Source organism: Ignavigranum ruoffiae (assembly GCF_900110675.1).
Classification (GTDB): domain Bacteria; phylum Bacillota; class Bacilli; order Lactobacillales; family Aerococcaceae; genus Ignavigranum; species Ignavigranum ruoffiae.
This window is the reverse complement of record NZ_FOEN01000006.1, coordinates 81,734-97,769: the sequence shown is the minus strand read 5'-3', so window position 1 is coordinate 97,769 and position 16,036 is coordinate 81,734. Positions and strand designations below refer to the sequence as shown.

Sequence of the window (16,036 nt, the reverse complement as noted above, 5' to 3'; positions counted from 1 at the left end):
CATTCACTCCTTCAACACGTAAAGATGAATCTTTACTACAGAGATAACTTTAGAAAAATGATGGAATTTTACTATGAAGTCATAATAAAATTCCATCAATCTTGTCTAATTAATTACGGTGACGTTTTCTAAAGAATGGTGGGGTATCAAGTTCTTCGTTACTACTTTCATTCGTCCGGCTAATAGGTTCAGATGGTGACGGTTCAAAATTTCGCGGTGAATCAACCTCTAAGTGAGGCGCCTCAACATCACGAGTATTTTGTTCACGATTGATGTCCCAATCAGAGAATAAATCTCTGCTAGGTTCTTTCTGACGACTTGGACTCGTCATCTTTTCACTTGGTCGGTTATCATTATTGACCAAGTTTGTATTTTGGTTGACAGAATTATCTGGATTGCCAAAAGTACGACGAGGTTGTGAAGGTGTTACTGATTTACGTTCATTTTTATCATTTTGAATTCCGGTTGCAATGACGGTAACGATGACTTCATCACCTAGATCTTCATTAATTGAGGTACCGAAGATGATATTAACATCTCCAGAAGAAGCATTGGCCACAATTTCACTCGCATCTTGGGATTCGAACAGGCTAAGATCAGAGCCCCCAGTAATATTTAATAGGATTTGTTCCGCTCCATCAATCGAAACTTCCAATAATGGGGAAGAAATAGCTTTCTTGGTGGCTTCCGCTGTACGGTTCTCACCAGAAGCAACCCCAATACCCATTAAAGCGGTACCTTGGTTCTGCATAACGGTCTTCACGTCGGCAAAGTCAAGGTTAATATAACCTGGAGCAGTAATTAAATCAGAAATACCTTGGACCCCTTGGCGCAAGACATTGTCTGCTTCACTAAATGCTTCGAGCATTGGTGTCTTACGATCCACGATTTCTAATAATCGATTGTTAGAAATTACAATCAAGGTATCTACATTGTCCTTTAAATTCTTCAACCCTTCCGCAGCAAAGCGACCACGTTTAGGGCCTTCAAAAGTAAATGGACGGGTTACCACTCCAACAGTTAAAGCGCCTGATTCTTTAGCAATCTTAGCGACAATAGGGGCCGCACCGGTTCCGGTCCCGCCACCCATCCCAGCGGTAACAAAGACCAAATCTGCCCCTTCGATAACTTTTCTTAATTGTTCTTCACTTTCTTCGGCAGCCTTCAAACCAATTTCTGGTAAAGACCCTGCGCCAAGACCCTTGGTAACTTTAGGACCTAATTGAATTTTAGTTTCAGCTTTAGAGCCTTCTAAGGCTTGGGTGTCTGTATTGGCTACAATAAACTCTACACCCTTGACATCTTCAGCAATCATACGGTTGACAGCATTGCCTCCAGCACCACCGACACCAATAACTTTGATCACAGCGCCATGATTATATGCTTGCGAATCAAATGATAATTCCATATTCTGTCTTCCTCCTATTATCTAGTCAATTTAGTCAAAAAATGTTTGGAAAAATGATCTTACTTTATCGGTAAAATTACCTACGCGGTCGGAATGATTAGGATTGGTTTCATCCACATAATAGTCTTCATAATAAACATTATCATCCAAATCGTCTTCGACTTGGCTAGTTGGATATGAATCGAAGCGTTCCGGATATTCAGATCTTGGTTCAGCCTCCATCTGACTTGGATAGCCATATTGATTTTGACTGGCTAGAGGTTCTCTAGTCGCTTGACGTACATGACGCTCAAATCCTGACTGAGGTCGTCTGTTATCATTGTGATCTGGCTGAACCGTGCGGAAAGTTCCTTGAGCAATCCGATGAATATCATCTAACTGTGCTGCATACTGAATCAGTCCCAATCCTGTCGTATAGATAGGATTCCTCATCCCCATCTCTTCGGGAACAAAAATTCGTACCTTACCACCAAAATAACGTTTAGCTAAATCAATGACACCCGGTAATGCTGAAGCTCCTCCGGTAATGACGAATCCACCAGGCAGATCCAAAGCTTCAACCCGCTCAAGATCTTCACGAATGGTCTCAAAAATTTGAGCAATTCGGGCTTCGATAATTTCTGCCAAATAATGTTCATCGACACGAATCGGTTCTTTCTTACCAACAGTTTCTACTGGGAAATATTCTTCAGCAGAGGTTTGACTTGCAATCGCATAACCATATTCTCTCTTAACCCGTTCGGCACTATCTAATGATGTATTAAGAACGATGGAAATATCTTTGGTAACAAAGTCGCCACCTTCTTGATCAACGAAAGAATATTTTAACTGATTGTCATATAAAATAGAGGCTGAAGTTTGGCCCCCACCCATGTCAATGACCACCGTACCGAATTCTCGCTCATCACGGTTTAAGGCCACTTGGGCGATGGCGTGTGGTTGAAGGACAAGTTCTGAAATTTGTAGCCCAGCTTTTTGAACACAACGGCGAATATTATGAATAATCGTCTTGGGTCCAGTAATTAAGCGGGCGTATAACTCTAATCTAACCCCAATCATGCCACGAGGATCTCGAATCCCATTAAAACCATCCACGATAAATTCTTCTGGAATAATCGAAATAATTTCTCGTTCAGGTGGCACTGATCTGACCTTGGCCGCTGAGATGACATTATCAACATCTCGAGCCGTGATTTCTCGGTTATCACTGGCTACCGCAATCATCCCATGACAATCTTCAATGGCTAATTGATTGCTCGGTACACCCACGATCACTTCATTAATTTTAACGCCTGCTTTTCGTTCTGCTTGTTCAACAGCTTGTTGAATCGAATAAACAGTTTCATCAATATCTACGATAACCCCTCGGCTTAAACCGCGAGATTTCTCATTGCCTACACCAATGATATTTACGCGTCCGTTATTGGTTTCTGCAACCACTACTTTAATCGAAGTGGTTCCAATATCTAGACTGACATATATCTCCGGATTTCTCATTTAGGCATAGACCTCCTTTATTTTCCATTCTTTAGACTAGCTTACACTCTTTTATCTTAGCATAAAGGCAAATGTTAGAGAAGAAAAAAATCTAATCAATAAAGATAAATGGATGCCTTTATCTTAATTATTATCTAACTTGACAGAATTGGCAGAACTGTCTGGGATAAAGTAAGCCCCCACCTCTAAATTAAAGGTTCCTCTTTGACCTTCGACTTGTTCTACCATTTGCGGATAGTATTTCATTTTCTGCGAGAAGGTATTAATAATAGCAACAACACGATTACCATCCGCCATTTTAACATAAATAGTGTTCGGCTTCTCAGGCTCAGTAGAAAGTTCAATTTCACTGATTTGATTTAATAGCTCAGGTGAAATGTTGCGTAAAGCATTATTAGTTAAATCAACAACTTTTCCTTTTTGGTCAAAGTTTACTAATAAAGGTAAGTTTTGTCCCATACTATGAACCAGCGCTTGTTCACTAGCGTCCATTAATAATTCTCCATTACTTAAGACCGGAACTTGTCTTCCCTCCAAATTCATCAGGGCCACCATATCATATTCAACCACTTTTAAATTTAAATTCTGCCATGAATCTCGCTGAAAATCGACTTGTTCAATCATTGGGATTTCTTCTTTAATCTTAGCTTCTATGGCTGACTTTTGTTGCAAAACTGTGGCATATTGATCCAGTGGATCTAGACGAGAAGACTTCAAAATAGCATCCTGATTAATATAATGATTCCCAGAAACACTGAGCTGATTAAGTCGGCGCATCGGTATCAATTGCCAACCCGTCACCAGATAGCCGAAAAATAATAACACAAAAACCGCTAATAATTGAAGCCGATTTTGAGGTAAGGGATACCTAGGTGGCGTCATTTTATTACTTTTGGAATACTTTTGTCCTCGTTGTTCTTGCCAACGATAATACCAATTTTTGGCCAATCTACTTGGTTGTTGACTGGCCTTGGCTACGGGTGAACCGGTTCTTCTTTGATCAATTCGATAATTAGCCGGTCGTCTGGGCGAGGTCGAATATTGACTTTGGGGCTGATTATTTCGAGCATGCCAGACAGATTGGCGTCGTTGATAATCGGTCGCTTTAAAATCAGTATACTTAGGTGAGGATGAATTCTGATTATCTTCCTTTGCCCGGTCGAAATAGTCACGATCATCGATAGGATTAGCCTGATTAATAATGGGGTGTCCAGCTCGATCGACCCGGTAATTACCTTGGCGAGGCTGACTAAATCTTTCTTGCATCGCCTCTTGATCACGTCGGTAATTTTTTTGATTGTAATTTCTTCTAAACCACGAATTCATCCGCTCACCCCCTTTTTAGCTTAACTTTAACCCACAATTTCGCTCAATTGTTGAATAATCTGATCGGTCGCATCGACCACGGCCATCGACCGAGCTTGGCTTCCCATGGTTTTCAATTTTTCGGGATCCTGAATTAATTGATCCACCTGACTTACCAGGATTTGAGGATTTAGTTGATCTTGTTTAATCATAATAGCCGCATTTTGATCTACCAAAGCTTGCGCATTGGCTTCTTGATGATTATTGGTCACATAGGGACTTGGAATCAAAATACTAGCTAAAGACAGGGCCATAATTTCAGTCAAGGTCGTCGCCCCACTCCGACAGATCACTAAATCAATCGCTTGAAATACTTCAGGCATGTTCTCGATATATGGAACAATCCGAATGTTCTCGCCTATATTATCTGCTTTGATTTCAGCCATCAAAGCTTGATAATGATCCTGACCCGTCGCAATAATTACTTGATAATCTTTGGCTGACCAATCAGTTAAAGCCGCTAAAGCTGCATGATTGATTGAAGGAGCTCCACGGCTACCACCAAAAATTAAAATGGTAGCTTGGTCTGACTTAAGCTTGAATTGACTGGCTAATATTTGCCGATCCCGTTTAATTTGATACACTTCTTGCGCCCGAGGATTCCCCGTAAAACGTATTTTTTCTGCATATTTAGCAAAATCATGGTGAACAGCTTTAAAAGATGTAGCAATCCGATCAACTTTCCTGGCTAGAAACTTATTGGTTAAACCGGCCACAGAGTTTTGCTCATGAATCAATGTAGGAATGCCTAGGTCAGCTCCAGCAGAAACGACCGGAGCACAGGCATAACCACCCGTGCCGACGATGACATCTGGCTGAAATTTTTGAATCATTTTTTTGGCTCGCTGACTGGCAGTAAGCATTAACCAGAGCGCCTTGAAATTAGACAAACTTAAACTCCGTTTAAGTCCTTGAATTTCAATACTTTCGAATGGAATCCCGGATTGGGGAACAATTCGAGCCTCTAACCCTCGCTCGGTTCCAATATACAAACACTCTAAATCTGGATTCATTTCTTTTAAGCGGCGGTATATTGACAATGCAGGATAGATATGGCCACCTGTCCCTCCACCTGATAGAATAATCCGCTGAATCATAGTCATAATTGTCTCCTTCTAGGCATATGGATATTTTTCCTGTAGAGCATGAACGGTTTCGACGAACAAATCGCCCCGTTGTTCAAAATTATCAAATTGGTCCCAACTTGCACAAGCTGGAGAGAAGAGCACCACTTCACCCGCTTTAGCCGCATGATAGGCTAACTCAACTGCTTGATATAAATCATCCAACAGATGAACCGATTCGATTCCAGCTTTATTCATGGTGTCGGCCAGCTTTTCTTTAGTTTGCCCATACAAGTAGGCGGCTTTAACGTAAGATAGATGTTCAATCAAGTCGTCAAAGCCATTGCCGCGATCTAACCCTCCACCAATGTAATGAATAGGTTGGTCGAAACTCTTGAGAGCGGTAATGGTCGCCACCGTATTCGTTGCTTTAGAATCATTAAAGAATTTCCGTCCATGAAACTCACCCAAGGGTTGTATACGATGCGGCATCCCTTGATAAGATAAGATAACTTGGCGAATCGTCTTTGGCTCCACCGAACGGATGATAGCCACAGCTACGGCTGCGAGCACATTCATCACATTATGTTGACCGGGAATTTGAATATCTGCTACATCACAAATCCATTGATCACGGAAATAGAGCTGACTATGGTCGATGTAGGCGCCGTTTTGACGGACAAAATCATCCACCCGAGAGCTTGCAAAAGGTACTTTTTGACCGGCAAAAGGACTTAACCAATCAGCCAATTCTTCTTGATCATAATTATAAATAATCACATCTTCAGGTCGACTATTTCTAACTAAATTAAGTTTAGCTTGAATATAATTCGCCCGTGTTTCATGATAATCTAGATGTGCTGAATAAATATTGGCAAAGACGGCAATCTCAGCTCTAAATTTTGCGGTTCCTTGTAATTGGAAGCTAGATAATTCGCAGACTAAGGCATCTCCCTCTTTAACCTGGTCGATTTGCGACATAATTGGGATACCTATATTCCCGGCCAAATGAGTTTGTTTCGGTTTATCAGCTTTTAAGATTTCATAGACAAGTTGAGTAATGGTCGTCTTTCCATTGCTACCAGTAATGCCAATAATGTCTCCTTTATTAATCCAGGAAGCTATTTCAATATCGGTGTAAATCGGAATTTGCTGTTGTTGGGCTTGTTGTAAGAAAGGGATTTGATAAGGGATGCCTGGATTCTTCACGATAAAGTCGAAGCCTTGGTCTAATAAACTTAATGGATGATCGCCACAAATTACTTGAACACCTTGCTTCACGAGTGATTCGATCGATGGATCTCCGCTTAGATCTTTTTTTTCATTGATGGTTACTTTAGCTCCCTGAGCTAACAAATACTCTGCTACGCTACGCCCTGAACGTGCGTAACCGAGAACTAATACATGTTTATCTTGTAAATTTAGATCTGCTAACATAACTTACTCCTTACAAAACATTCAAAACTAAGATCAATAAACTGGCAAGGAATCCCACTAAGCAGAAACGCAACACCACTTTATTTTCTGACCAGCCGATTATTTCAAAATGATGATGAATCGGTGACATTTTGAAGATTCGTTTCCCTCGGGTCTTAAAGGACCAGACTTGAAGAATTACACTCAAGGTCTCGATGACAAATACAATACCCACAATGATCAGAGACCAGGGATTATTTAATAGAAGAGACACGACGGCTAAGCCGGCGCCAAGCGCTAAAGATCCTACGTCTCCCATAAAAATTCTGGCCGGTTTACGATTATAATAAAGAAAAGCAATTAATGAGCCTACGACGATTAAACAAGATTGTCCTAAGAGCCATTCTCCTTCTATAAAAGATAGGCAGGCATAAGTGGCATAAGCGATAATATTTAAGCTGGTAGCCAAACCATCTAAACCATCCGTCAAATTCACAGCATTTGAAAAACCGTTAATCCATATTATTGCAAAAGGAACAATCAACCAAAGTTGGGTGATTTGATAATTAAATAACGGTACTGTCAATGTTTGGCCACCCATGATGGCAAATAAGCTAACTAATAAAGCAAATATTATTTGCAAGGCAAATTTTTGTTTGGCTTTAAGCCCTTCATTTTGTTTCTTAAAAATACTAATGAAATCATCGACGAAACCAATCAAGCCGAACAAAAATAAAGTCAGCAATAAAGTTAAGCTTGGCCAGATAATTTCTTGAGTAAATATTAACATCAATAACATAACCAGAATGGAAAGACTAATAAAAACGGTGCCCCCCATGGTAGGGGTACCTGTTTTGGCTTCATGCCATAAAGGACCTTCTTCTCGGGTAGTCTGTCCTAATTTCTTAGCTTGGAAAAAGGAAATAAATTGAGGCATCAATAACCAAGTTAACAACATTGCTAGTATAAGCCATAAGAAATTAACCATTATTCGTTCCCCCTATTATGCAATAATTGACGAACAATCTCAATTTCATCGAATGGCACATATTCATCGCCTATGACTTGATAAGGTTCGCCACCCTTACCAGCAAACAGAACGGTATCATTCGCTTCAACCTGATCGAGAATGTAGGCAATGGCTTCTTGACGATCCTCTATAATGGTATAAGGTATTTCGTCATGATTTTGGCGCATTTCTTGACAAATTTTTGTAACATTCTCATGGCGAGGGTTATCTGCAGTTAATACAACCCAATCAGAATATTTAAATAAAATATCCCCCAGATCTGGGCGCATTCCTGAATCGCGATTCCCCCCTGAGTGGCCCATCATGGTAATTAATCGACCCCGTTTATGTTGATTTAAATCGGTCAGAACATTTTCCAAGGCATCAGGTGTATGAGCGAAATCAACGATGACCTGGAAATCTTGACCTTCATCAATCATCTGCATACGTCCGCGAACCCCAGTGAAGTCTTCCGTAGCTTGGAGAATATCCTCTACAGAGAAATGATAATATAACGCCAAACATAAGAAAGCAGCCATATAATTAGCCACATTATAACTCCCTAACATCGGTAATTGAATCGAATGACTTTGCCCCTTAAAGTCTAACACAAAACGAATTCCATCCTCTAAAGACTCAATTGAATGAGCATAGGCCGTAGCCGATGGGTCTTTAAGACTATAAGTAGCTATTTCAGCGCCACTGGCTTGCATCATCAAATCAGCATAAGCATCATCGGCATTAATTACTGCTAGTTTGGCTTGTCCCTTCTCAAAATGTTCACCTAAATGAGCAAACAATAAACTTTTTGCATAGGCATAATGGTCCATGGTCTTATGAAAATCTAAATGTTCCCGGCTAATATTGGTAAAGATGGCACAATTCACATCAGTATACCAAATTCGTCCCAAAGCTAAGGCATGGGAAGATGCCTCAATAATAGCATCATCGCAGTCATGATCAACCATTTCTTTAAATAATGACTGTAGCTTTAAGGCGTCTGGCGTCGTATTAATGGCTGGATAGTATGTTTGGTCAACTTTATAATGCAAGGTTCCAATTAAACCTGTCCGATGACCGAGATTCGTTAACAATTCACTAATCATCGTCGTCGTGGTGGTCTTACCATTGGTTCCAGTGACTGCCACCAAATCTAATTTTGTTGAGGGTTCTTCAAAGAAATGATTCGCCAGAATCGCTTGAGCCCGGTAGGTTGATGGTACTTGGACCCAGACAACGTCTTCTGAAATTAGGGGCATTGGAAGTTCTTCAACAATCAGAATCTTTGTTCCGGATTGAACGGCTTTACCAAGAACACTGTGACCATCGAAATTTTGGCCTTTAATCGCAATAAAACAAGCTCCTGGCACAATCTGACGGTGATCATTTACCAATGCGGTAACTGTTTCATGACTAGGACTTTTGCCGTAAATTTCTTTGTTATTCATCACTGATAATAAATTGACTTGATTCATTTTTATCCTTCTTTCTAGTTGGTCAACATAATATTATCGACAAAGGGATTAAATATTTCGGCCAATATTTGACTCCCCATCTTCTGATGATCATCGGTTGGTCGCTTAATAGCCATGTAAAGCATATATTGAGGATCTTCCGCCGGGAAGAATGCAACGACCGAGAAATAATAATCATTGGGCCCGGTTAAATAGCCTACTCCATCAGGATCGGCAATTTGGGCGGTTCCTGTTTTGGCAGCGATGGTTACTTGGTTATTCTTAAATGGTTTAGCTGTTCCTTCAGGATGCTCGACCGTCTGAACCATCACATTAAGAACATGTCGAGCCGTTTCAGGACTGAAGACTTGCCCGAGTTCTTGTAATTTATATGTATTTCCCCGACTACCGATGCCATCGATAAATTGAATCTTTAACATTTTCCCTTGATTGGCTACCGCTGTGAAAGCTTGAAGTAATTGAAGAGGGGTAGCCGACCCCCCCTGGCCAAATCCAGACATAATTGCATTGACTGGATTATCAAACGCCACATTACCTGAGGCTTCGTTAGGCAAGCCTGATTGGGTAGACTTACCAAAGCCAAAACGGCTTAAGGCGTCTTCCCATTGATCGATTCCCATCTTTTCGACTAATTTAACCATAGCCACATTCGAAGAATGAATCAAGCCTTCATCATAAGTAATATCGCCCCAGCCATAGCCATTATAATCTTTAACAATTTGATCATAGACTTGGACGGATCCGGATTTAAACCGTTCTCCGTCTTGATAAAGTCCCATGTTCTTAGCTGTGGCTAGGGTCAGAATTTTTATAGTAGAACCGGGCTCAACGGCTTCTTCTACGAGCACATTTTTCCACTCTTGATCAATCCCTTCACGGGTATTCAGGTTAAAGGTAGGTCTTTGTGAACTTGCGATTAGTTTACCAGTCTTGGTCTCAACTAAGTAAGCCATCATTTGTTCTGGCTTATATGTCTGATAAGCTTGATTCATTAAATCGTCCAAATAGTTCTGCAAACGAGAATCTAACGTTAAGTAGACATCTTCACCATTTAAATAATCTAATTTAGGATCTTGCTTAATCAGTTGACGGAAATTTTTGATTCCTGATAATTTTTCATCGAGCATTGCTTCAATACCCATCTGACCTGTCTGAATTTCTACGGGTAAATCTTGAGATAATTCTTCATTCACCGAAGAATAACCAATCAAGTGGGCGGCAAAATAGTCATTGAGGTACACTCGTCTAGACTTCTCTTGAAATTTAATCCCAGCTAAATGTTCTGCTTCAATTGCTTCTTTGGTATCTTGGGATAAGTCTTGACCGGCTTGACCAAATTCGATTTGATAAGCGTCTGGGGTTAATAATCGTTCGAGGATTTGATCGCGAGACAAATCGATGTATTGACTTAAAACCTTGGCCACATGATCAACATCATCAATCACTTCTACCCCATCTCCGCCCTGAAGTACAGCGTAAAGTGAATAAGAAGTAGTATCCATCGCAATCGGGTAGCCATTTATATCATAAATGCTGCCGCGTCTAGCTGATGCAATACTACTTCTATTAAACTCTTCACTATGATAGCTAGCTAAATCTACACCATTACTTGTCTTCATAATCGCAAGTTGATAGATACGAAATATCATGACAAGAAAGGTTGCACAGACAAAAGCAACTACCAGTAAAATATTCTTATTTCGATCTTTGTTATAAGTCATTCATGGACAGTCCTTACACGTGATTTATCAATTGACATCTGATTCTCATCAGCAGTCTCTTTTATTTTATCATAATTAAACTGTTGTGTAATTGATTCAGTCATAAGATTTGACTGCTTTTGGATTTCCGCTGTATTTACTTTATATTGCTGGGTAGCTTCAAGCAGTTGGCTATTATTATATTGCAAATACAATAGTCCTGCAATCATCACGATCATCATGGTCAAACTGGTTATTAAGATTGCCATTTCTGCTCGACTAAATTTCAATGAGCGAAATCTAACATCGGCAGAAATTCGATCCAACGGCATAGAAATATCACGATTAAAGGTTCTTTGCGATGGTCGCATAACTTTATTCGAAACGGATACTGCGATTGAAGGAGCTTGTTCTTGATAATTCTGTTCGTTCATACAAGGCTCCTTTCTAAATATTATCCTTAATAAATTTGCGTTCAATAATTCGCAACTTGGCACTGCGAGCCCGATTATTATTTTCTAATTCAGCTTCACTTGCAGTAATCGGTTTACGATTTACTAAGGCAAACTCAGCGACTTCTTGATCTGGTAATATTGGTAAATTAGGCGGTGTTTCTTCGATGCTTGATTTTTGCTTAAAAATTTGTTTAACAATCCGATCTTCCAATGAATGGAACGAAATTACTGACATTCTGCCTTCAATTTTCAATAAATCCAATCCGGCTTCAATACTTTCTTCTAATGCAGAAAGCTCATCATTGACTGCAATCCGTATAGCTTGGAAAGTACGCTTCGCTGGGTGACCGCCAGTTCTACGGGTTGCTGCCGGAATAGCTTCCTTAACGATATCTGCTAATTGTGTCGTTGTCGTAATCGCTTTGACTTGTCTCTCCCGTTCTATGGCTCGAGCAATCCGTTTAGCAAATTTTTCTTCTCCATATCGAAAGATAATTCGAACGAGCTGATTATAATCCCATTGATTGACCACTTCATAAGCGGACAAATTTTGACTTTGATTCATACGCATATCTAGTTTCGCTTCCTGATGATAAGAGAAGCCTCGTTCGCCTTGATCCAGTTGAGGAGAAGAAACTCCTAAATCATAATAGATGCCATCCAACAAGTTGACGTCATATTCATTTAATTTTTCTTTGATATTTCTAAAATTACTATGGATTAAAGTCACTTTTCCCTGATCAATTTCTTCAGCTAATTCAACTTTAGCGTGTTCAATCGCACTCGCATCTTGGTCGAAAGCATAAAGGTGTCCTGAATCAGATAACTGACTTAATAGATATTTCGCATGGCCTGCCCCACCTAAGGTGCAATCCACATAGATGCCTCGTGGATGAATATCCAACCCATCGATTGTTTCTTTCAACAATACTGAGGTATGTTCAAACTCCAAGATATTCCCTCCTATAAATTGGCAGACTAAAAGCCAAAATCAATCATATCTTCAGCAATACTTTCAAAATCTTCTTCTGCTTGTTCAGCAAATACATCCCACTGTTCACCGCTCCAAATCTCGATTCGGTCTGATACGCCGATCACACGACATTCCTTATCGATCTTGGCGAACTCAATTAAATTATTAGGCAAATTTATCCGCCCTTGCTTATCGATTTCTACCTCAGTGGCAGCTGAATAGAAGAATCGAGTAAAGGCTCGGGCATCTTTTTTAGCAACAGGTAATTGGCTCAGTTTCTCTTGAATATTCTCCCAACTCTTCTGTGGGAACCCAAATAAACAACCATCCAAACCGCGAGTTACAATAAATCTTTCTCCCAAATCTGGTCTGAACTTAGCCGGCATAATGAGTCGACCTTTGGTGTCAATATTATGTTGATATTCGCCAATGAGCACGACCCATCATCCTCCTCTACCCTAAGTTACTTAAATCTTACCACAATTCCCCACTTCTAACCACCTTTTTCCAATTTTTCCTAAAAAAAAGACCCACTACACAAAGTAATGGGCCGCAAAGCTTGATCTTATCAGCTTTATAATTTTATTAAAAGTGGGGGGTTATAGAATAAAATAAGTATAAATTCTTAATATGACTAACCCCAGTAAAAAACTTGATAAACAAAGAAAGGCTAATTTTGCTGCTCCTGGAAAATATTCTTTAAAATCAAAAATGGCAATTCCTTGAATATAATAATATAAGTGAATAAACAAAATAAATATGGTTAAAAATAAGGCTAAAGGAAGCAGACTATAGGTAAAAATTAATACTGAAAAGCTTTGAATCAAAGATAAACATAAAGGCAACAATAGTATCTGCAGATTAATCCGAAATGTTTTGAAATAATCTAAGACAAAGTGAAATTTATTTTGTAATAAATAAATAAGCAAGGGTGGGACTAGATAAAGAAAAATTTCGCCAAACACAAAATGATTAATCATCGAATCCCTCCCATTTAAAAAACTCCTCGATTTAATCATCGAGGATCTGATTATTTAATAAAGTTAATAATATGTTGCCAAGTCTCTTGATTAAGCACTTCCCAATAAGGTCCGCCACCAATCACAGAATACCCTATAAATAAACCGATAATAAAGCATAGAATAACCAATAACAAAAAGACTAAAAATTTAACCAGAACTTTTAGGCCTCTGAGTAAGGTCGATTCTTTTAGATAAGTATCTTCCATGTATAACTTCCTTTATCCGAATATCCTACGGCGCCAACGTCGCAAACGACGTTTCAGCTTGTCTTGCCAAGTCGATTCGCTTTGATCAAAACGACCTGCTTGAATCATTTCTAGCATTAAGCCCGTCCCTAAGACGACGCTTTGCATGGGTTGATCTGCTTTAATCACACTGGTTTTCAATGTTTGGCTTAGAAAACTATCCATATTATAAATCAAAGCACTGCCACCCGTCAAAGTTACTCCGTTCTCGATAATATCTCCAGCAATTTCAGGGCTAACTTCTTCTAACACTTCTCGACAATTGCGTGCAATGAAATCAAGTGATGGTTGCAAAGCTTGACAGATTTCATTGGCATCGACATTTATCGATCGAGGTAAGCCTGTGAGTAAGTCACGGCCACGCAAATCATAATGTTGATTCAATTTCGCGGACAGAGGCTCTGCAGTAGCAATCGCTATCTTTACCGCCTCGGCACTAGCTTCACCAATTAATAGATGTCGGTGTTCTTTAAAATATTGGATAATTGCTGCATCAAACTGGTTTCCAGCAAACTTCAAAGATCGACTGGCGATGATATTTCCAGCCGAAATGACGGCAATATCAGTCGTTCCACCACCAATATCAATCACCATCGCTCCCTTGGCAGACAAGATATTAATCCCTGAACCTACTGCTGCAACCTTGGCTTCTTCCTCAAGATAAATATTCCCGCCAGCAACACGTTCAATCGCTTCGATTAATGAAGCTTGTTCTAATTCTGATATCTCTGCCGGGGTACAAATTAACACATTTGGCTTATTAAACCAGCGACGTCCATGAATTTGTTCCAGATAATGAAGAAGCATGGCTTCAGTTAAATCAAAGTCAGCAATCACTCCTGCTTTCAAAGGACGGATGACTTCAACATTTGAACCCGTTCGACCGAGCATAGCGTAGGCCATTTTACCGTAGGCCAAGATCGACTGACTTTCTTTGTCAATAGCAACCAAGGACGGTTCGTTGAGTATAACTCCCCGTCCTTTTAAATGAATTAAAACATTTGTGGTTCCCAGATCAATTCCAATGGCTTTGGTCATAGTCTATCCTCCACTCTTACTGACTAAATATACTGAGTGGTTGGATTAGCCTCTACTTTGATAGGTTTAAGGTCTAAACGTTCGATCGATGCGCCTAAAGCGGCTAATTTCTCATGGAATTTGTAATAGCCCCGATCTAAATACTTCAATTCTGAAACTCTAGTCCAACCTTTAGCGGTTAATCCCGCAATAATCAAAGCAGCAGCTGCTCTTAAATCCGTCGCTTTGACCGCGGCTCCTGATAATTCACAAGGACCATACATCACGACAGTCTGACGATCAGCTTTAAAGCGAGCGCTCATCCGTCTTAATTCTTCAAAATGCATGAAACGATTCTCAAAAACAGTTTCATTGGTAACTGACGTTCCTTCAGCTACCAATTGAGCAATCGACATTTGCGCCATCATGTCTGTCGGGAAACCTGGATAAGGCAAGGTCTTAATATTCGTTGCTTTTAAAGCCTTTGGACCGATAACCCGTAAAGCATCATCATATTCAATAAAGCTTACGCCCATTTCTTTAAGTTTGCTAATTAAAGGTCGGTTGTGTTCAGAAATGCCACCTTCAATCATGACATCGCCTTGAGTTACTGCTGCGGCAACCATGAAGGTTCCAGCTTCAATACGATCAGGAATAATCGTGTGCTCAGCCCCATGCATTGAACTCACGCCAACAATTTTAATGGTTTCGGTTCCGGCACCTGTAATTTTTGCACCCATTTTATTTAAATAATTCGCTAAGTCAACGATTTCGGGTTCTCTGGCACAATTTTCAATGATGGTCGTGCCTTCAGCTAAAGTAGCAGCCATCATTATATTCTCTGTCGCTCCTACACTTGGAAAGTCTAAATAAATCTGAGCCCCAAAGAGATGATCAGCAGAAGCTTCGACATAACCTGCATGAACTTCTATCTTAGCTCCGAGAGCTTCAAAACCTTTCAAGTGGATATCAATCGGCCGAGTTCCAATCGCACAACCCCCAGGCATCGCTACTTTGGCATGACCAAATCTAGCCAATAAAGGTCCCATGACATTGATTGAAGCACGCATCTTGCTAACGAAATCATAGTCTGCAATCGTATCAATCTCTCCACTGGCATCAATAACCATAGTATTGGTTTCGTGATTAAAAGAATTTTTTACATTAATATTGTTTAATAAGGCATTAATTGTTAAAACATCAGATAAGACTGGAACATTTTCTAAGTGGCTTTGACCTGTCTGACCTAGAATCGAAGCTGCTAATATTGGCAAAACCGCATTCTTAGCTCCCTCAACCTTCACAACACCTTCAAGACGCTTGCCACCTTGAACTAGAATTTCTTCCATAATAAATTTTCTCCTTTGGATGAATCAACCGTTTTGGAGCG

The 16,036-nt window shown here is 40.0% G+C and carries 15 protein-coding genes; all 15 read right to left on the bottom strand.

The annotated features are described in order from the left end of the window. Positions 1-109: 109 nt before the first annotated feature. On the bottom strand, positions 110-1,408 hold the full coding sequence (gene ftsZ, locus BMX34_RS06155) for a cell division protein FtsZ (protein WP_092571908.1): 1,299 nt from the start codon (positions 1,406-1,408) through the stop codon (positions 110-112). A 30-nt stretch (positions 1,409-1,438) separates the two neighbouring features. After that, entirely contained in the window at positions 1,439-2,905 is a 1,467-nt protein-coding gene (gene ftsA, locus BMX34_RS06150; RefSeq protein ID WP_092571907.1) for a cell division protein FtsA, read from the bottom strand. A 123-nt stretch (positions 2,906-3,028) separates the two neighbouring features. Next, the gene (locus tag BMX34_RS06145; RefSeq protein ID WP_092571906.1) at positions 3,029-4,231 is read right to left on the bottom strand and encodes a cell division protein FtsQ/DivIB; all 1,203 of its coding nucleotides are present in this window, start codon (positions 4,229-4,231) and stop codon (positions 3,029-3,031) included. Between the two features lie 26 nt (positions 4,232-4,257). Continuing rightward, positions 4,258-5,373 (bottom strand): undecaprenyldiphospho-muramoylpentapeptide beta-N-acetylglucosaminyltransferase, encoded by a 1,116-nt coding sequence (gene murG / locus BMX34_RS06140; RefSeq protein ID WP_092571905.1) that lies wholly within the window; start codon positions 5,371-5,373, stop codon positions 4,258-4,260. A gap of 12 nt (positions 5,374-5,385) precedes the next feature. Continuing rightward, entirely contained in the window at positions 5,386-6,771 is a 1,386-nt protein-coding gene (murD, locus tag BMX34_RS06135; protein ID WP_092571904.1) for a UDP-N-acetylmuramoyl-L-alanine--D-glutamate ligase, read from the bottom strand. 10 nt (positions 6,772-6,781) lie between these two features. Beyond that, positions 6,782-7,738 (bottom strand): phospho-N-acetylmuramoyl-pentapeptide-transferase, encoded by a 957-nt coding sequence (gene mraY / locus BMX34_RS06130; RefSeq protein ID WP_092571903.1) that lies wholly within the window; start codon positions 7,736-7,738, stop codon positions 6,782-6,784. Then, complete coding sequence (locus BMX34_RS06125) at positions 7,738-9,234, bottom strand: UDP-N-acetylmuramoyl-L-alanyl-D-glutamate--2,6-diaminopimelate ligase (RefSeq protein ID WP_234971682.1); 1,497 nt, start codon at positions 9,232-9,234, stop codon at positions 7,738-7,740. Before BMX34_RS06125 ends, mraY begins: the two co-directional genes overlap by 1 nt. Positions 9,235-9,248: 14 nt before the next feature. Continuing rightward, on the bottom strand, positions 9,249-10,955 hold the full coding sequence (locus tag BMX34_RS06120) for a peptidoglycan D,D-transpeptidase FtsI family protein (protein WP_092571901.1): 1,707 nt from the start codon (positions 10,953-10,955) through the stop codon (positions 9,249-9,251). Continuing rightward, on the bottom strand, positions 10,952-11,368 hold the full coding sequence (locus BMX34_RS06115; RefSeq protein ID WP_092571900.1) for a hypothetical protein: 417 nt from the start codon (positions 11,366-11,368) through the stop codon (positions 10,952-10,954). Before BMX34_RS06115 ends, BMX34_RS06120 begins: the two co-directional genes overlap by 4 nt. A 13-nt stretch (positions 11,369-11,381) precedes the next feature. Further along, the gene (rsmH, locus tag BMX34_RS06110) at positions 11,382-12,344 is read right to left on the bottom strand and encodes a 16S rRNA (cytosine(1402)-N(4))-methyltransferase RsmH (protein ID WP_092571899.1); all 963 of its coding nucleotides are present in this window, start codon (positions 12,342-12,344) and stop codon (positions 11,382-11,384) included. A 23-nt stretch (positions 12,345-12,367) separates the two neighbouring features. Continuing rightward, the gene (mraZ, locus tag BMX34_RS06105; protein ID WP_092571898.1) at positions 12,368-12,799 is read right to left on the bottom strand and encodes a division/cell wall cluster transcriptional repressor MraZ; all 432 of its coding nucleotides are present in this window, start codon (positions 12,797-12,799) and stop codon (positions 12,368-12,370) included. A 162-nt stretch (positions 12,800-12,961) separates the two neighbouring features. Further along, positions 12,962-13,342, bottom strand: coding sequence for a hypothetical protein (locus BMX34_RS06100; protein WP_092571897.1), 381 nt, complete (start codon positions 13,340-13,342; stop codon positions 12,962-12,964). Between the two features lie 50 nt (positions 13,343-13,392). Continuing rightward, the gene (locus BMX34_RS06095) at positions 13,393-13,590 is read right to left on the bottom strand and encodes a DNA-directed RNA polymerase subunit beta (RefSeq protein WP_092571896.1); all 198 of its coding nucleotides are present in this window, start codon (positions 13,588-13,590) and stop codon (positions 13,393-13,395) included. Positions 13,591-13,602: 12 nt separating this feature from the next. Continuing rightward, complete coding sequence (gene mreB, locus BMX34_RS06090) at positions 13,603-14,667, bottom strand: rod shape-determining protein (protein ID WP_092571895.1); 1,065 nt, start codon at positions 14,665-14,667, stop codon at positions 13,603-13,605. A gap of 23 nt (positions 14,668-14,690) precedes the next feature. Continuing rightward, complete coding sequence (gene murA, locus BMX34_RS06085; RefSeq protein ID WP_092571894.1) at positions 14,691-15,995, bottom strand: UDP-N-acetylglucosamine 1-carboxyvinyltransferase; 1,305 nt, start codon at positions 15,993-15,995, stop codon at positions 14,691-14,693. Between the last annotated feature and the right edge of the window lie 41 nt (positions 15,996-16,036).